The 18,379-nt window shown below is 60.4% G+C and carries 15 protein-coding genes; 3 read left to right on the top strand and 12 right to left on the bottom strand.

Annotated features, from left to right (window positions below):
- Positions 1-9: 9 nt before the first annotated feature.
- Complete coding sequence (locus tag ACFFP0_RS01900; RefSeq protein WP_377255298.1) at positions 10-1,335, top strand: NtaA/DmoA family FMN-dependent monooxygenase; 1,326 nt, start codon at positions 10-12, stop codon at positions 1,333-1,335.
- A gap of 279 nt (positions 1,336-1,614) precedes the next feature.
- On the opposite strand, the gene ACFFP0_RS01895 is transcribed toward ACFFP0_RS01900, so the two are convergent.
- The 12 genes from ACFFP0_RS01895 to ACFFP0_RS01840 form a co-directional block, all read right to left on the bottom strand.
- Complete coding sequence (locus tag ACFFP0_RS01895) at positions 1,615-2,151, bottom strand: MarR family winged helix-turn-helix transcriptional regulator (RefSeq protein ID WP_377255295.1); 537 nt, start codon at positions 2,149-2,151, stop codon at positions 1,615-1,617.
- A complete protein-coding gene (locus ACFFP0_RS01890; protein ID WP_377255292.1) occupies positions 2,151-3,386 on the bottom strand; it encodes an NAD(P)/FAD-dependent oxidoreductase in 1,236 nt (411 codons plus the stop codon). The genes ACFFP0_RS01895 and ACFFP0_RS01890 overlap by 1 nt, the downstream gene beginning before the upstream one ends.
- The gene (locus ACFFP0_RS01885) at positions 3,383-3,706 is read right to left on the bottom strand and encodes a 2Fe-2S iron-sulfur cluster-binding protein (protein ID WP_377255288.1); all 324 of its coding nucleotides are present in this window, start codon (positions 3,704-3,706) and stop codon (positions 3,383-3,385) included. Before ACFFP0_RS01885 ends, ACFFP0_RS01890 begins: the two co-directional genes overlap by 4 nt.
- A gap of 9 nt (positions 3,707-3,715) precedes the next feature.
- Complete coding sequence (locus ACFFP0_RS01880) at positions 3,716-4,933, bottom strand: cytochrome P450 (protein ID WP_377255439.1); 1,218 nt, start codon at positions 4,931-4,933, stop codon at positions 3,716-3,718.
- Between the two features lie 27 nt (positions 4,934-4,960).
- Positions 4,961-5,668 (bottom strand): ABC transporter ATP-binding protein, encoded by a 708-nt coding sequence (locus tag ACFFP0_RS01875; protein WP_377255284.1) that lies wholly within the window; start codon positions 5,666-5,668, stop codon positions 4,961-4,963.
- A complete protein-coding gene (locus ACFFP0_RS01870; protein ID WP_377255281.1) occupies positions 5,661-6,407 on the bottom strand; it encodes an ABC transporter ATP-binding protein in 747 nt (248 codons plus the stop codon). The genes ACFFP0_RS01875 and ACFFP0_RS01870 overlap by 8 nt, the downstream gene beginning before the upstream one ends.
- The gene (locus tag ACFFP0_RS01865) at positions 6,394-7,395 is read right to left on the bottom strand and encodes a branched-chain amino acid ABC transporter permease (protein ID WP_377255277.1); all 1,002 of its coding nucleotides are present in this window, start codon (positions 7,393-7,395) and stop codon (positions 6,394-6,396) included. The genes ACFFP0_RS01870 and ACFFP0_RS01865 overlap by 14 nt, the downstream gene beginning before the upstream one ends.
- A 1-nt stretch (position 7,396) precedes the next feature.
- On the bottom strand, positions 7,397-8,257 hold the full coding sequence (locus ACFFP0_RS01860; protein ID WP_377255274.1) for a branched-chain amino acid ABC transporter permease: 861 nt from the start codon (positions 8,255-8,257) through the stop codon (positions 7,397-7,399).
- Positions 8,258-8,364: 107 nt separating this feature from the next.
- The gene (locus ACFFP0_RS01855; protein WP_377255271.1) at positions 8,365-9,531 is read right to left on the bottom strand and encodes an ABC transporter substrate-binding protein; all 1,167 of its coding nucleotides are present in this window, start codon (positions 9,529-9,531) and stop codon (positions 8,365-8,367) included.
- Positions 9,532-10,107: 576 nt separating this feature from the next.
- On the bottom strand, positions 10,108-11,322 hold the full coding sequence (locus ACFFP0_RS01850) for an MFS transporter (protein ID WP_377255269.1): 1,215 nt from the start codon (positions 11,320-11,322) through the stop codon (positions 10,108-10,110).
- A gap of 11 nt (positions 11,323-11,333) precedes the next feature.
- Positions 11,334-12,206: an NAD(P)-dependent oxidoreductase gene (locus tag ACFFP0_RS01845; protein WP_377255266.1), complete on the bottom strand. Its 873-nt coding sequence runs from the start codon at positions 12,204-12,206 to the stop codon at positions 11,334-11,336.
- A 58-nt stretch (positions 12,207-12,264) separates the two neighbouring features.
- A complete protein-coding gene (locus tag ACFFP0_RS01840) occupies positions 12,265-12,876 on the bottom strand; it encodes a TetR/AcrR family transcriptional regulator (protein WP_377255262.1) in 612 nt (203 codons plus the stop codon).
- A gap of 510 nt (positions 12,877-13,386) precedes the next feature.
- Here ACFFP0_RS01840 and ACFFP0_RS01835 point away from each other — a divergent pair.
- Both ACFFP0_RS01835 and ACFFP0_RS01830 read left to right on the top strand, forming a co-directional pair.
- A complete protein-coding gene (locus ACFFP0_RS01835) occupies positions 13,387-14,301 on the top strand; it encodes a maleate cis-trans isomerase family protein (protein ID WP_377255259.1) in 915 nt (304 codons plus the stop codon).
- Between the two features lie 148 nt (positions 14,302-14,449).
- Positions 14,450-18,379 (top strand): non-ribosomal peptide synthetase family protein, encoded by a 3,930-nt coding sequence (locus ACFFP0_RS01830; RefSeq protein WP_377255255.1) that lies wholly within the window; start codon positions 14,450-14,452, stop codon positions 18,377-18,379.

Genomic DNA, 18,379 nt, shown 5'->3' with positions numbered 1-18,379 from the left:
GATTTCATCATGGCTTCCAACCGTCCCCGGCGTCTGAAGACCCTCACCGGCGCAAGCAGCGTGATCTCGGCCTCGAACGATCCAACACCGACGGCCGGTATCGCCCGGGCTGTCCAGCTTGCGCGCAAGGCCGAAGCCGAAAAGATCACCGGCCTTTTCACGGCCGATGTGCTGCATATCGATCCGGCGGGCCTCGTCGGCACGGCCGGCATTCAGGAGCCTATCGTCGTCCTGTCGGCGCTAAGCCAGGTGACGTCGCAGATCGGACTGATCGTCACCGTTTCCACGACCTTCCATCACCCATACAATCTGGCCAGACAGATCGGCACCCTCGACCACGCAAGCGGTGGACGAGCCGGCTGGAACGCAGTGACCTCGTCGGTCGGCGAGGAGAATTTTGGTGAGCAACTGCCAAGCCCCGAAAAGCGTTACGAGCGTGCGGCCGAATTCATCGAGGTCATCAATGCCCTCTACGATGCCAACGAGCGGGATGCTGCGCAGCGCCGGCCATCGGGCGCCATCGCCATCGATCACCATAAATTTCATCGCGTCGATTACCGGGGCAAGCATTTCGACATTCAGGGCCCTCTGAACGTGGCTCCATTGCCGCAGGGACGCCCGGTGCAGTTCCAGGCCGGTCAGTCCGATGTGGGCGTCACGGTCGGCGCGCGTTACGCGGAGGTCGTGTATACTTCGCAGCCGAAGCTTGAGGATGCGATCGTCTTCGCGACCGAGCTTCGCCGGCGGGCGACGGCTTTCGGTCGCGCGGATGGCCTGCCTTTCATCATGAATTCCTTCCATTCGGTGATCGGCGAGAGCGATGCGGACGTTGCCCGCAGGCTGAAGGAAAAGCACGAACGCATCGACTACGAACAGGGCCGCCTGAAGCTCGCCGACATGCTCGGCGGTGAGCTCGACCTGTCGGAACTACCGCTCGACAAGCCGCTGCCCGAAACGCTTCTACCCGAAGTCACCAGTATCAATCGCCGGCGCGGTCGCGTCGAGGTCTTCCGCCGCTATGCGCAACAGGGCCTGACGCTTCGCGAATTGATCATCCAGGCGCAGGAGACCGGCCACTGGTCGGTGGCCGGCACGCCGGAACAGCTGGCCGACGCGATCGAGGAGCGCTACCGCCACGGCATTCTCGACGTGCTTTCGCTGCATGGTTTCGGCAATCCCGAACAGGAGGACCTCCTGGTCAATGGACTGCTGCCGGAACTCCGGCGCCGGTCGCTCCTTGATACGGATTATGTCGGTGGCGATTTCCGGTCGAATCTCGAACTGCCGCCTTATGTCCCATCCGGCCATGTTCTTCCCAATCGGAAATCGGCTTGAAGCCGACGGGAATACGCCACAGGCAATATCCTGCCCCGCGCTATCCTCCGCGGTCATCAGGCTTTCAATGCGACGGTTCAAGCGGCATATTCGACACTCGCCAGCTTGTACAATGGGGCTGACCGGAGGAATTGGACGGTCAGCCATCTGAGCAACTGCTTAGGGGTGCGCGGCGAGAGGGTTCTCGCGAATGGAAAAGTCTGTAAAAGCAGGCTTTTCGGTCTACCGGCTCGTGGTCTTTGGTTCGATTCCCTTCAAGACCAACCCCTCAGCCGGAGCTTACATCTTCATCACGTTTTTCATCATGACGCGCATGGCGCGGATTCCTGCCTCCAGGTCGTCGGGATGGACTCCAGCTATCAACTTTTCCTCGCGGGCAAGAGCAATCCTGATGATCCTGGCATGAAGTTCATAGCCTTTATCGTTGAGCCACCAGCGACGCTTTCGCGGGTCCTTTTCCGAGATGACCGAGCCGAGGTAGCCCATTTCATCGAGCGTCGCGAGCGCCCTGCTGGCTGCTGCCTTGTCGAGGTTGACCACCTCGCAGATCCGTGCGGCGGTGATCTCAGGCTCGATGGCCAGCATGGAAATTGCCCGCCATTCCGTGATGCCGATACCGAATTGGTCGCGGTAGATCGCCGATGCCCCTCGCGACAGGGCATTGTTGATGCTGGAGAGAAAGAACGGGATGTAATTGGTGATGTCGAGGATCTCGACGCCGTCCCTCCCGGTGGTCGAGCTGGAAATCCGTCCCTGCGGGCAGACTTCGTCCAAAGCGACGTGTACAGATTTCTTCCGCCTTTCGGTCGGGCTCATCAACTCAACTCTTTCAGTGCCTTCGCCAAACCGCTTATGTCGAAATCGCGCGCCGCCAGCGCTTCGGCCGTAACCCCACCGGGATAGCGAAGCAGTTGTCTGGCGGCCATGTGCTCGCCAGCGGCATTGACCGTTTCAACCGCCAATAACTTGCCCACTTTAAAGCGAAATACAAGCTTGCGTCCGTCGGGTCGCGTAATTGCCACGTCGTCGTCAGCATCATGGCCGAGTCCGGCAATCTGCAGTTTCCAGTTCGCCTGGTCGCTCCAGAACCAGGGCAAGGCATCATACTGCGCGGCCTTGCCCGTCAGCCGCCGGGCGATGGTACGCGCGTGATCGGTGGCAGCCTGGACGGATTCGAGACGAAGCTGGCAGTTCCTTTCCAGGTCGTGAAAAGCAGCGCAGTCGCCCAGAGATGAAATGTCCGGGTCCTGCGAGACGAGGCCGGCATCGACAACGATACCGTTGGAGACAGCGAGACCCGCAACTTCGGCCAACTCGGTATTCGGTCTGATTCCGGCGGCAAGCAGGATAAGGTCGCCTTCGATCGTCCGGCCGTCAGAGAGCCTCACGCCATGGGCACGGCCGGTATCGCCACGCAACACTTCGGCCACGCTGCAGCCAAGATAGAGGTTCGTGCCTAGCTCCCCGTGAAAGATGCGAAAGGCTTCCGACATATCGGGGGAAATCGCGCGTGACATCAGGCGAGGGGCGGCCTCGACCACGGTAACCCTGTGACCCGAGGATGCGGCAACCGCAGCGAATTCAAGGCCGATGAAGCCGCCGCCGATGACGATCGCGTTGCGGGTGCTCACCAGAGCGCTGCGCAGATTGTCCGCATCGGCCGCCGTGCGCAATTGATGGACGTTGCAGGCTTCCAGGCCAGGGATTGGCGGAATGACGTTGCGAGCTCCGGTCGCGAGTACAAGGTGGTCATACCCGATCGAACCGCCCGTCAGCGTTTCGACCGTTTTTGCAGCCCTGTCGATGCGGATTGCACGCTCCGGAGAGATCAATCGTATGCCGTTACGCTCATAATAGCTTTCGGGCCTAAGCTGGATCGCTTCGACGCGACCTTCTTTCAGATAGGTCTTGGATAGGGGAGGGCGCTGGTAGGGAAGGCCGGGCTCGTCCCCGATCATGGTGATCGCATCCTGAAACCCTTCCTGCCGCAGGCTCGCCGCCAGCTGAAACCCTCCCTGGCCGGTTCCGACGATCACCACTCCGTTCTTCATGTCTGGCTCTCCGGCAGGTGAACGATGAGACCGTCCAGTTCGGGCGTGATGCGGATCTGGCAGGAGAGGCGGCTTGTCGGGATGACCTTGCTGGCCGCGCTTTCCAGCATGTCGTCTTCTCCGTCCATTCGCGAGCCAACCTTGTCCGCCCATTCGTCATCGACGTAGCAGTGGCAGGTGGCGCACATCATCGAGCCGCCGCATTCCGCCACGATGCCATCGATATCGTTGGCAAGGGCTGTGCGCATGACATTGTCGCCGTCGGTCGCATCGACGGTCCTTTCGGCCCCGTCATGAGAGACAAAGGTTATTCTCGTCATGGAGCTCTCCTATCTGCCGATGAACCGCAATGGCATCCGGTCGAGCGCGTGGATGGCATTGTTCGGCCGCCATTCCGGTTCGCCGTCAAATTCGATGCGGTCGACCTTGTCGGCGAGCACTGTCAGCACGGCTTCCAATTCAAGCCGGGCAAGGTTCTGGCCAACGCAGCCATGTATCCCGGCGCCGAACGCCATGTGCCCGACGGGCTTGCGATCGATACGGAATATATCGGGGTCGCCCCACTTGGCGGGATCGAGATTCGCGGATGCGAGCGCGCACAGGATCTTGGTGCCTTCAGCGATCCGCAGTCCGGCCACTTTGGTGTCCTGATTTGCCGTTCGGGCAAAGGTGTGAACCGGTGAGGTGTAGCGTAGAACTTCCTCGAAGCAGGGGCGGGCAAGCGACGCATCGGTCTTCAGCTTTTGGTATTCCTGCGGGTTGGACGCGAGGCACCAAAGGGCGCTTCCAATTCCGGTGACGGTGGTGTCGACGCCCGCGGACAGAAATGAACGCACGAGCATCGCTGCTTCTTCCTCGGTCACTTCGCCATCGTCCGCGGCGCCGTATATCAGCGCGCCGAGCCCGTCCTTGGTCAGGCGCTCTCGTGCGCAGGCTGCCGTGATCCACGGCACGATGTCAGGTGCCTGTGACATTGCGGCGCGCCGGAACTTGTTATCTGGGCCGAGCGCGTTGAACACCATAGCGCCATAGTCCACGAGGCGGCGGCGATCGCTGTCGACCATGCCGACGGCTTTTGGAAACACAGCGACCGGAAACGCTTCGGCAAGTTCCGTGACCGCTTCGAACGATCCCTGCCGGATCAGCCGTCCGATGATGGCTTCGGCAGTCTGAAGAAAGCCTTCCTTCAGGCCGGCGATCGCTTTGGGCGAAAGAGCGCGCGCCATGACCTTGCGAGTCTTGGTGTGATCCGGCGGATCGACCTCCAGAATGATCGACGGCGGCCGCCAGGGTTTTCCGTATTTGAAGTCGTTGAGGCCGACGCCGCGGGACGAGGCGAAGCGGGCGTGATCGGAAAAGATCTCTCGCGTCTCCTCGTAGCGCCCCGACGCAAGTACGGACCATTTGGGGATATAGACAAGGGGACCCCGCGCGCGAAGCTCCGCATAATATTCGTTCGGATGAAGCAATACCTCCTCGGCATAGGGATCGATGTCCCAAACCGGAATGCCATCGGCTGGCTTGAATGCTATATGGCCTTCGATCATGTTCACGGTTTCTACCTCCTCCGGCTTTCAGGTCTGTGCAACGCCGATATGGCGCTCCAAGAGTTCCGGTTGTTGCTTCAGGGCGTCCGTGCTGCCGTCGTAAACGATCGATCCGTTGGTGATGACAATGGCGCGGGTGGCGAAGGCCAGCGCCGCCGAAGCACGCTGCTCCACCAGGATGACGGTTCGCCTTCCATCGGCGGCCAGTTGTTCGAACGCACTCATCAGCTGCTCGCATATAACGGGCGCCAATCCCTCCAATGGCTCATCGAGCATGACGATGCTCGGTTCCGTCATCAGCGTGCGTGCGATCGCCAGCATCTGCTGCTCGCCCCCGGAAAGCTGCGTGCCGCCGTTCCTGCGTCGCTCCTTGAGGCGCGGGAAAAGCGCGTAGGCTTCGTCCAGACTGGCGTTGCCGCGTATGACGGCGGTCAGGTTCTCCTCCACGGTCAGCGAGGGGAATATATCGCGGGTCTGCGGCACGAGCCCCAGCCCGCGCATCGAACGCTGATGGGGAGCCAGATGCGATATGTCGTCGCCGCCGAGGCCGATCTTCCCGCCGTGCAGGCGGGTCAGCCCCATCACGGTGGAGAGCATCGTCGTCTTGCCGGCGCCGTTGCGGCCGATCACGGCAACCCGTTCGCTCCGCTCGATCCGGAGGGACAGGCTGCGCAGGATGTGGGTCTGGCCGTAGCCGGCCGTCACGTTCTGAAGCGAAAGCACCACGTCAGTCATGGGCGCCTCCGAGGTAAAGCTGGCGGACCCGCGGATCGCGGCTGATCTCGTCCGGCGTGCCTTCTGTCAGGATACGGCCGTTGACGAGTACGACGATGGAATGTGCGACGCGGAAGACGAGGTCCATGTCATGCTCGATGATCAGCACGGCCAGGTCGCCGGGCAGCCGTTCGATCGCCTGCACGATGAGGTGGCTTTCGCTGGAGGGCACGCCGGCAGCGGGTTCATCGAGAATGATCACGCGCGGCTTGAGAGCAAGCGTCAGGGCGAGTTCCACCAGTCGCTGCTGTCCGTAAGCCAAGGAATGAACGGGCTTGTCGGCCAGGGATATCAGCGCAAGCTGATCAAGCAGCATCTCGATCTCGTCCTCGACCGCGGCGTTGCAGGCGGCGCGGCCGAAGAGCCTTCCACCCCGTCCAAGCCGCTCCAGGATCGGCAGGCGGATATTCTCGCGCACCGTAAGCGTGCGGAACAGCGTGGTGATCTGGAAGGTCTTGGCGATGCCGCGCTTGACCCTTGCCGCCTCGCCGAGCGCGCCCAGGTCGGCGCCGTCAAAGCGGATGGTGCCGCCGCTCGGGGTAAGCTTGCCCGTCACGAGGTTGGCAAAGGTGGTCTTGCCGGCGCCGTTGGGGCCGATCAGCGCCTTTCTCGCTCCCGGCGGCAGATCGAAGTCAATCCCTTCCGCTACCGTCAGGCCGCCGAACGCTTTTCTCAGGCTGCGAACTTCAAGGCCTTGCATCGTGGTTCCTCCGAACGAGATCGGTGAGGGCCTTCGGAAGGCCAAGGATGCCGGCGGGCACGAAGAAAACGATCCCGAGGATCAGCGCGCCGATGATGAACAACCAGTTGAAGGGGTCGACCGCCGCAGCGACGTGGTGGACGGTCATGAAGATGACGACGCCGACGATTGCGCCATGGAGACGGCCGGCGCCGCCGAGGATCAGCATGATCAGCGCCTCGGCGGAGAGGTTGAAGGCATAGACTTCCAGGCTGACGAGCTGCGTCACCTGCGCCGCCAGCGCTCCGGCCACTCCGGCGATGGCGCCGCCGATCGTATAGACTGTGACGAGGCGCCAGTAGACGGGGCTGCCGATCGCCACCATGCGCGCGGCGCTGTCCTTGATCCCCCGGATGGAGAGGCCGAGCGGGGATGACGTGACGATCTTGAGCAGGGCATAACAGAGACAGAGGACCGCCAGCGCATACCAGTAGCCGGTACGCCCGACAAAATCGAATTTGAACAGGCCGATCAGCGGTTCCATGCGGATGCCGCGCAGGCCGTCGGCGCCGCCGGTCAGGTCGCGCGCCTTGTTGGCGATCTCCTGGCAAATGAGCGTGACGGCGATCGAAAGCATGAGCAGCGTCAGACCGTGGGCGCGCATCAGCAGCAGGCCGGAGACGAAGGCAAGAAGGCCGCCGGCTGCCGCGCCGACGGCAAGCCCGATGACGGGATTGCCGGATACATGCACGGCAAACAAGCCGGCGGCATAAGCGCCTGTTCCATAAAGCGCGGCATGCCCGAGCGTCGCGATGCCGGCATAACCGAGCACCAGATCCAGCGATAGCACGAACAGCATCATGACCAGAAAGCGCGTGATCAGCGCCAGATCGTATGGGAAGACGTAATAGGCGCTGACGGCCAACGCCAGAATCGCGGCTTCCGGCAGCAGCGGGAAACGGGCTGAGCGCAAGCGGGATCTGGGGAGTGCGAGGTCCTGAGTGCTCATCTTACGCCTTTCCCAGAAGGCCGGCAGGGCGCACGGCGAGCAGCGCCATGACGATGGCGAAAAAGACGATGGTCCCGACATCGGTGATCAAATACCGCGACGCCGTCTCCAGGATGCCGAGCGCAATTGCGGCCGCGAAGGAGCCGGAAATGGAACCCAGGCCGCCGACCGAGACGACGATCAGGAAGAGCACCATATACCGCAGGGGGTAGTAGGCATCGATCGGCAGAAGCTCGGCGCCGAGAATGCCGCCGAGCGCGGCAAGCCCTGCGCCAAGACAGAAGGTCGCGGCGTAGGTCGCATCCGTATTGATGCCGAGCGCGCTTGCGATGTTCCGGTTGTCGACAGCCGCGCGCAGCCGGGCGCCGAAACGGCTGCGTTCGATGGCGAGGTAGAGTGCGGTGATCACGGCCACCCCCAAAAGGATCACGAGGAGACGATGGAGCGGAAGCACACGAAAGCCGAGGTCGATGGACTGTTGCAGAATGCCGGGTAGCGGGATGGCGAGCAGGCTGGACCCGAGCAGCCGGCTGACCACGGCGATCACCATGAACGTCAAGCCAATCGTCGCAAGGACTTGCTGCAATTCGCCGAGCCTATAGATGCGACGGAAGAGCAAGCGTTCGCAGGCCAGTGCCATCAGCACCACGAGGACAATCGCCAACGGGACGGCGGCGAGATAACCGAGGCCCGCCTTCAGGGTGAACGCGTGCGCCAGCGCGCCGCCGATCAGCGCGAACGCACCATGCGCAAGGTTGATCACCCGCATGAGGCCCATGGTGACGGAAAGTCCGACGGAAATCATGAACAGGATCATCCCATAGGCTATCCCGTCGACGGCGATGTTGAGGAGAAGCGGCATTATCCCATCCTTGAAGACAGCGGGGTATCGTTCGCGCCCTGACGGCGTGAACTCCCTGCTGTTTGGTGTTGGATCGGCATCCGGCATCGACGGCCGGTAAGGCGACCTTACTGGCTCCAGCCGAGATCGCCGACGGTGGCGATCACACCCTTTTCACGATTGACGAGCAGGCCGCTATCCTTGTCCCGTTCGACATCGCGAATGTAGACGTTCTGTCTGACGGTGCGGGTTTCCGGGTCCATCTCCAGCGGCCCGCGCGGGCTTTCCCACTTGAGCGCTTTCACGGCCTCCAGGGCCTTCGGTCCGTCGCTTCCCGCAGCCTTTGCCATCTCGTAGATCAGATGCGTGCCGTCATAGGCGCCGACGGATGCCCAATTTGCGATCGCACCGGAAAACCTGTCCCTGAGCGTCTCATTGAATTCGCGGGCGAGATTGCTGCCGTGAGCGGCGGAGTAGTGAAAGGCCGTGGTGAGGCCGATAGCGGCATCGCCCAGCGCCTGAAGGTTGGACTCCTCGGTTTCCGCCGTTCCGAGAAAACGGATGCCCGCCGCGGCGAGACCGTTTTCGTTATAAGTCTTGGTAAAGCCGAAGGTTGGCGGGCCGCCCGGCAGGAATGCGAACACGGCGTTTGGCGATTGGCCACGCACCCGTTGGATGAACGGAGTGAAATCGGTGGTCGCGACCGGCATGCGGATCGCGTCGATGACCTTGCCGCCCTTCTTCTCGAAGGCGGCCTTGAAAGCTTTTTCCGCATCGATGCCGGGACCGTAGTCGGAGACGGCCGTCACCACGGTCTTGAGACCCTGATCGTAGGCCCAATCGGCCAGCGGCGCAGTGACCTGCCAGAGCGTGTAGCTGGAGCGCAGGAAATACGGCGACCCCTTGTTGATCGAAGAGGTGGCTGCGTTGAAGATGACTGTCGGCGTTTCGGACTGGTCGATCAGCGGTGCCACGGCAAGGGCGTTCGGCGTGAACGTGAAGCCCGCCAGATAATCCACCTCCTCGCGGATCAGCAATTCCTGGGCGAGCGTCTTGGCGACATCCGGATTGGAGCCGCCGACGTCCTTGTAGATGAATTCGATGGTGTGGTCGCCCGCCTGCTTCCCATGCTTTGCGACATAGGCCTCGATCGCCTCACGGTATTGCTTGCCGTACATGGCGAACGGGCCGGAAAACTCGGCGATTACGCCGACCTTGATGGTGTCCGCCCAACAGGCGCCGGCACAAAGCGTCGCCATCGCCGCCGTGAGGGCGGCGCGCTTGAAGATGTTCATCGTGATCCTCCCAAACCACTTCCATGCGTGCACGCCGCTCCTCCGGCGTCATCGCATAACGAGTTGTGTTCACAACTCGATGATCATTAATCTTCAAAGTAGTTGCGATGTCAACTCAAAAACACCACTGCCTGGGCCGCAATCGATCGGCCTTAAATTACATGAGGGCAGCCCTCCGTTCCGGGCGAGATGCGATGAGCCTTTCGAAGTCGCTGATACAACCGGCTCCTGGCGACGCCAGTCCCTGGCGTCGTCAACGCTTCGCTTTCGCGCTCATGCGTGATGACGCATGTTATGACGGTACATCAGGCATATGGCGGCTCCTGAAGCATGTCGAACATCACTTCTTGAATGATCATTTGACGCAGAAGTAAGCCGCTCCTTGAGGAATGGATCAAGGAGAGCGCATGAATTATCTCAAGTATTCGAACCAAAGCCGCAGGGCCGTATCTCTTTCCCAAAGTCGGGACCGACAACGGCTATGTCGGCATTGGCGAGGCGGGCATTCCGCGCAAACGAGTCTCAGGCAACATGTTCGGATATATTCCGCTCTGTTGTCGCGAGCATGGTCGGGGATCATGCGCTCCGTTTGCCAGGGCGGAAGCCGTGTGCTTTGGCGCGCCATGCTGTCAGCAATGCGATGATCACGAGAGGCAACAATGCCAACGGCAGCGTGGCGGCGCCGACATCGCCAATGATGATCCCGCCGACCAGGCCGCCGCCCGCGACTGCGAAATTGAACACGGTAACGAGAATGGATTGCGCGACATCCGCCTGTTCTCCGGCAGAGTCGGCAAGGGCCGTTTGCAGCAATGTCGGGGCGCCCCCAAATGTAAGGCCCCAGATTGCCACGCCGATAAGCACGAGGATCGGAGATCCCGCCGCCACTGCCAGCAGAAGTGCGGCGGCGACGAACGCCAGGAGGCTGAGCAGCGACAGGCCGCGCAGGTATCGGTCGACCAGCAGGCCGGTCCCCCAGATACCGATGACGGACGAGATGCCAAAGGTGAGCAGAATGACGTCAATCCGCAAGTCCGTCGCTGTCGTTGCGAGGAAGGGAGCGACGTAGGTGTAGAGGATGTTGTGCGCGAGAATCCAGGCGAACAGCGTCAGTAATACCGGCCGGACGCCCGGGATCATGAGGACTTTTCGCACGGGCAGGCGTTGGTCCCGTGCTTGACCCGGGAAATCCGGCACTGCGAGACGCACCCAGACGATGAGAAGCATCGCAACCGCGGACATGATCCAGAAGACGAACTGCCAATCGGATAGGCTGCCCAGCCATGCGCCGAGCGGAACTCCAAGCGAAAGTGCGATCGGCTGGCCGACGCCGACGATTGCCAACGCCCGGCCCTGCAGATGTGGCGGCGCCAGACGCCTGGCGTATCCTGCAACCAGCCCCCAGACGACACCGGCCGCCATGCCAGCAATGAAGCGCGCGACAAGCGTCAGCCCGAAATGTGCCGAGACGGCCGTTGTCGTGTTGAATATCAAGAGGCCGACGATCGCCAGCAGGAACAGCGGGCGGCGGTTCCAGCTGCGGGTCGCGGCAATGACGGGAATGGCCGCGACGACCGAGCCGAGTGCATAGAGCGTCACGGTCTGCCCGGCCACCGCTTCGGACACTCCCAGGCCAGCACCAATCTGCGGCAGCAGCCCGGCAGGCATGTTTTCGGTCATGATGGCGAGGAAACCGGCAACGGTAAAGGCGAGCAATTGGCCGACGGGTAATCGGTCTGGCAGGACAATGGTCTCTGGCGACGCCCTTTGAATAGTGTCTGAGACTGTCATGGGAGCACCGATCAGGCAAGGAACGACGCAGCAATGTCTTTGCCGCCATGGCCGGCATCAGCCGCACGCTGGAAACGTGCAAGACTGGCCGCGGCGAGATCGATATGAATGGCGGTTCCAGCAAGTGCATCCACCACCAGGCGAGCATCCTTCAGCCCGTTGTCAACCGAGAAACTGGTGGTGTAGTCGCTCCTGAGGATGGCGGCAGCCTTGCCCTGGAAGTAGCCGCTGTCGAGCGGACCGCCTGTCACCGCCTCGATCACCAAGGCGGGGTCGATGCCGAGCGCTTTGGCGATTGCCAGCGTCTCTGCCGTACCGTGGGTGAGCGCAAAGACATAAGCATTGAGAGCGAGCTTCAGGCGACTGCTGGCGCCCGGCTTTTCCGATATCCAAAGGGTGCGCTGCCCGATAGCGTCGAAAACGGATTGTGCGAGAGGTCGTTCGTTTTCCGGCCCGGAGGCGAGAATGACGAGCTTGCCTTGTTCGGCTGGCTGACGCGTTCCCTGAACCGGTGCATCGTAGAAAACGAGACCGTTCTCTTCGGCGAACGCAGAGAGCGTGCCGATCGACCCGACGCCAACTGTGCTGAGCTGGAGCCAGACAGTTCCCTTGGCGATACCTGGTTGCGCCGCTCCAATGGCTTCGCTCACGGCCGCCCCATCCTTCAGCACCGTGACGATGATGTCGGCATCGCGGACCGCTTCGGACGCAGTGTCATGGACGCTGACCCCATCCGCCAACAATACTTTCGCTTTATCCGAGGTGCGGTTCCAGGCGCGAACGTCAAAGCTCTTTCGAGCAAGATTGCGGGCGACCGCGGCGCCGATAAGGCCAGTCCCGAGTACGGCGACACGGGAAGTTCGAGCGGATGGGTGGTCTGTCATGGTCTGCTCCTTGGATTTATTTAACGTTCGTTCCATAATTGAACAAAAAAGAGGTGGATCAGGCTATAGCCGCCAGTGTGTGGTCAATGATGGCGATGAGCTTCTTGCGATCTTGCTGCCGCGTGGTTTTGGCAAGCACCCGCAGTCCTTGAACCGCGTTCAACACAAACAGCGCCAGGGCGGACGCATCCGCTTCCGGACGCATTTCTCCAGTTACCTGGCCGCGCCGAATCGTCTCCTCGATCCCGCGGGTTAAAATGGCGAAGTTCTGGCGAACGAGTTCGGCCACGCGCGGGTCCCGTCCCGCCATTTCGATTGCACTATTGGTCGCGAGGCAACCGCGCCGTTCCGCTGCCTTCAAGTCGGCATCGACGATATCCGTCATCAGGGCACGCAAGCGCTCCTTGGGCGACCCTTTTTGCCGGAGCTGATCGGCATGTCCTTCGGCACGCTTCCGGTAGCGCAGCAGTGCCTGTTCAAACAGGCCATCCTTGTTGGTGTATGCTGCGTAAAGACTGCCGCGCCCGAGACCGGTGGCGTCGACCAGATTTTGTGCCGAGGTTCCTTCGTAGCCGTGCCGCCAGAAGGTCTCCATTACGGCGTCCAGAACCTGATCCTCGTCGAACTCTCGTGGGCGAGCCAAAGTGCCATCTCCTTCTGGAACGATCATACCATAACATTGTGCCCCTGACTGTCAATGCCTACGCGCTCTCCGCGAATATCCAAAGATGAAGAAAGCGACCCTTGATTGAATTAGTGTCAATCCATTGCCGCACATCAGAGAGCTGTCATGCTGCAGGGCGATACGATTCTTTTCCGCCGGCTAAGATATGTTTATACCGGCCGCATCCGGATAAACTTGAGAGAACATTAACTTAGAAATATGGTATTCTCGCGGTGGAAACTAATTTCCGGGCCAACGCTTATGGGTAAAATGCATGTCCCGAATTACGGGATGAAAACGGAAATTTATTACAAAATTCTGACAATATATACGTAAAGTATTGGATTTTCGGCTGCGGGCACGGCCGGGGGAGGAGAAAATTTCTCTAGATTCGAATAAATCGTCTTGACTGTTAAGGAATGTCCGTTCCATAACTGCAATGCAGCATTGAATTGATCCGCTTATGAAAATCAACCAATGCGAGTAATTGATCGGTAGATAGCATTCGGGTGTAAGGTGTCTTGCGTCGACCAGCGTAGCGCCGGTTGTGACCCTGCACCATCGCGCCACGAAACCCTGCAAAGGCCTTCCGTCCATCTCAATGACGGAAGGTTCTCGAGATTTTGCGTCTGCGCGGTCGCCTCTCTTCGACTGGCTCCGGACGGTATTCAGGAGGGATGTGTGAGCAACTTTTTAGGAAGGCGTCTTCGGATTGGAATAGCGATCCCGTCAACGAATACATCGGCGCAGCCCGAGATGGACGACATGCGCCCGTTCGAGGTGACGAACCACATTGCCCGCATCGGGATCGATGATGACTCGCTTGCCGATCAAACGGGCTTCAACAAAGTCATAGAAGACATTCGCCGCTCCACGCCCGATGCGGTCCGCAGTCTTCGTCATTGCGGTCTGGGTGCAATCATCGCGGCCGTATCCCCGGACGGCTACTGGGAGGGACAACAGGCCCACGAAGCTCTGCAGCAGGAATTGTCCGCAGTCGGGGGCGGGGCCAGGATCGTCATGAGCGCGGACGCCATCACCGCCGCGCTCGATGCTCTCGGTGGCTTACGACGCATCGGGTTGATATCACCTTATCTGGAACTTGGTGATGAGCCGGTTACTCGTTTTTTCACCGATAGCGGGATCGAAGTCATCGCCACCCACGGATTGGGCGGCCGTACTCCATCAAATATCTCCCACGTCACGGTGGCGGACCTGAGGGATGCGGTGCTGACTGTCGACCGCCCTGACGTCCAGGCAATCGTTCAGGTTGGCACAAACGTGCCCATGGCCGCTTTCGCTCATGTGGCGGAGAAATGGGTTGATAAGCCCGTCATTGCCAATAATGCCGTGCTTTATTGGCACGCGTTGCGCAGTTGCGGCATCACCGATCCAATCCCAAACCGAGGAGTGCTTTACGAACACTGCTAAGCCCTTCGACTAGGGTTGGCCTTGTCGTTCTCTCGAAGACAACCTTGCTGCTCACATTGACCATTCACGCGCGACCCCAACGCGATCGCCCGCTACTGCCTCATGAATTGTGTAACAATCGTTCCATAACTATTGTCAGGAGCCGTCAATGACCACTTCATCGAGCCTTCCAATCTCGGTACAGACCCGGGATTTCGATCCTTTACACTCATTTTCCGTGGAACCGCCCAGATCGCTCGTGGAGCTTCTGTTGCATCAGGTGAGGTGCCGCGGCGATGAGATTGCCGTATCTGACGACACAAGCGCCTTGCGTTACCGCGATCTGGCACAAGCCGCCGCGAGGATCGGAAATGAGTTGAAACGAGCGGGCGTGGATGCCGGAGCGCCCGTCGGTCTCTTCGTCGAATCCTCGGCCGACATGATGGTCGGCCTGTGGGGCATTCTCTTTTCCGGTGGGGCATACCTGCCGCTCGGAACGGACTATCCGGTCGATCGGCTGACCTACATGATCCGCGACGCCGGGATCAACGTGATCGTTACCCAGGAAAAGCTCCGCGACAAGTTGACGGCGATGATCCTGCCCGGCGTCCAGGTCGTCGCAATCGACAGCTTGTCCGATAGTATCCACCCTGTCGACAGCTTGGACGAAATTGTCGCGCCTGAGGTGCGCGGCTCCGATCTGGCCTACATGATCTACACTTCGGGAACAACCGGCGCGCCGAAAGGCGTCGGCATCTCGCAAACTGCGATCCTCAACCAGCTCGCGTGGCTGCAAAGCGAGCAGCAACTCGGTGCCGGTGAGATCATTCTCCAAAAGACGCCGGCAAGCTTCGATGCAGCACAATGGGAACTGCTGGCGGCAGCATGTGGAGCGCAGGTCGTCATGGGGCGGTCGGGAGTCTACCGTGACCCTCCGGCGATCATAGAGCAGATCCGCAAACATCGCGTCACCATGCTGCAGGGTGTTCCGACGTTGCTTCAGGCGCTGGTCGATGTTCCGGAGTTCGCTCAATGCACGACACTGACCCAGGTGTTCAGTGGTGGCGAGGCTCTTACCCGTAAGCTCTCCGCCCGCATTTTCGAGGCGCGGCCAGGATGCCGGCTGGTCAATCTTTACGGTCCAACAGAATGCACGATCAACGCCACGTCTTTCACCGTCGATCCGGCGACACTCGAAACCGCAGCCGACATCATCCCTATCGGTCTGCCGGTCGCCAACACGACCTGCCATGTCCTGAACGATACGCTCGAGGAAGCGGGCGATGACGAGCCCGGTGAACTTTACATCGGCGGGCCGCAACTTGCCCAAGGGTATCATAAGCGCGAAGATCTCACCGACCAACGTTTCATTCATTGGTTCGATCGCGCGAAAGGCATTCCGACCCGTCTCTATAAGACTGGTGATCTCGTGCACAGGAGCAGGGATGGTGTCCTCATATTCCAGGGACGTGCCGACAATCAGGTGAAGTTTCGTGGCTATCGCATCGAACTCGACGAAATCAGGGTCGCGATCGAAAACCATGATTGGGTCAAGTCCGCCGGTGTTTTCGTGAAACCGCATCCCCGCACGCAACAACCGATGCTTGCCGCCGGCATCGAGCTTAATCCGCGTGAGGCGCAGTTGATGGATCAGGGCAATGCCGAATCCCATCATCGCAGCAAGAAGAGCCGGTTGCAGGTCCGCGCCCAGCTCTCGGATGGCGGCTTGCGTACTCCCGATGAACTGAGGGGACGTGTGACGATCAAGCTTGCAGGCGCCGAGGCCACGCCCGCCCAGCGACAGCTGGCCTTCGCCCGCAAGACTTATCGCTTCTTCGAAGGAGGCGAGACCACCGTTGACAACCTTCTTGACCTTCTTGCCTTGCCGGAGCGGAAGCCGGTCGAAACAAAGGGGCTGAACAATCTGACAGCCGAGACGCTTGGTTCCCTGTTGCGTAATCTCGGCCAGTTCACCAGTCCTGAACGGTTGCTGCCCAAACTGGCCTATGCATCACCCGGCGCTCTCTACGCCACTCAAATCTATCTGGAAGTGTCAGGCGTCGCCGGGCTGGATGCCGGCTTCTATTATTACCATCCCGCCCGACATGAACTTATCCGAACCGGTTCTCCGGCTGTGGTCGCAGAACCGCGACTGCGGCTGCATTTCGTCGGCAAGACCAAGGCGATCGAGCCGGTCTACAAGAACAACATTCGTGAGGTGCTCGAGTTCGAAACCGGTCACATTCTCGGCCTGCTCGATCATGTCTTGCCCGAATACGGTCTCGGTGTCGGCGCCGGGCATGCCGAACCCGACGCCATGAAACATTTCGATTGCGCGGAAGGCCACACCTATCTCGCCGCCTACGATATCGTTGCCCACGACGAGCGGCAGACGCAGATCCCGCTGGACTTCTATCTGCAGACCCATGGCGACCGCATCGCGGGACTTGCACAGGGGCAGTATATCCATCGTGACGGCGCTCTCGTACCGTTCTCCCGACATATTCTCGAACCGCGGCATGTGATCGCCATCAACCAACGTGTTTATGAACGCGCCAGCGGGATGATCTCGATGGTTAGCCGCAACCCCGACAGCTGGCATGCCTATATCGATCTTGGGCGGGCGTTGCAGAGAGTACAGCACAATGACTGCGGTATCGGCGCCATGTCCTCCGGCTACAGCTCGAAGTCAGGCAACGATCTCGCAGCCGTGGTGCGACTTCGCGATATCCTGGCCGAACGCGGCGTAAAAGCAGACGCCTGCTACACGGCCGTTTTCGGCAAGATCAGCGCGGAGCAGCAGGCCCATCAGGGCATGCACGAGGACAGCGTCCACATGGAAGGTCCGGCCGAGCTGATCCGAAAAGACCTCCAGGCGACCTTGCCGGACTATATGGTGCCTAGCAAAATCACCCTGATTGCCAGGATGCCGCACAGCGCCTCCGGCAAGGTCGATGTCAACGCTCTGAAAGCCTTGCCGGAGTTCCAGGATAGCGACAGCGAGAGGGAAATCGTCGCGCCACGTAACCAGACTGAGGAACAACTGGCTGATATCTGGAGCAAGGAAATCGGTATCGACGATATTTCGGTGCATGACGATTTCTTCGAGATCGGCGGTGACTCGCTGATGGCGGTACAACTGGTGCTCGGCATCAACAAAACGCTCGGCGTTGATCTGCCAGTCCAGGTGTTGTTCGAGGACTCGACGATCGCACATCTCGCCCGGCGGCTGGACGCGGATGGAGCGCGCAACGCCGTTTCGCGCGCCGTCACCCTGAAGAAAGGCAGCGGCAAACCTATTTTCTGCTGGCCCGGCCTCGGCGGTTACCCGATGAATCTGCGCCACCTGGTGAACGCACTCGGGACGCCGCGTCCCTTCCTCGGCGTACAGGCCCTTGGCGTCAACACCGGCGAAAATATCTGCCATTCAATCCACGAGATGTCGTTGCGCGATACCTTGTTGATCCGCGACATCCAACCGGAAGGGCCTTATACGCTCTGGGGTTATTCATTTGGTGCCCGCGTCGCTTACGAGACGGCCTGGCATCTTGAACAGGCGGGCGAAGAGGTGGCCGAGCTGATCCTCATTGCTCCCGGCTCTCCACAGCTACCGGGTGGCGACCCCGTTCGCGGCGACATAGCAACTCTGTTCCGCGGTGCATCCTTCCTCACCATTCTCTATTCGGTCTTTTTCCAGACGATAGCACCGGAGCGGGTGGCTTCGGTAGTTGCGACCGTCCGAGATGAAAAGGCGTTTGTCGACTTTGTCGCGGCCGAAAAACCGGATCTCGACATCGGCGTGATTGCGAGGATCACGAGGCTTGTCGCCCAGACCTATACACCGGAATACGGGTTGCAGATGGAGGAGCGGGAGTTGCTTGCGCCTGTTCGACTATTCAAGGCCCGAGGCGACAATTTCTCCTTCCTGGAGCAAGCGGTCGGGATGCTCAGGCAACCAGCAAGCGTCGTTCCGCTTTCGCCGGACCATTACGAATTGTTGAAACAGGGTGGGGTCGAGGAACTCGTTCAGGCGATCCGGCGTCATGCCCCCGCGTGGCAGCCTCCTCGTTCGGAACAACGTGAAGCGGAAAGGGTCTAG

The sequence above is a fragment of the Neorhizobium puerariae genome, from assembly GCF_042429745.1.
GTDB classification, from domain to species: domain Bacteria; phylum Pseudomonadota; class Alphaproteobacteria; order Rhizobiales; family Rhizobiaceae; genus Neorhizobium; species Neorhizobium puerariae.
This window is presented reverse-complemented; position numbering and strand designations above follow the sequence as displayed.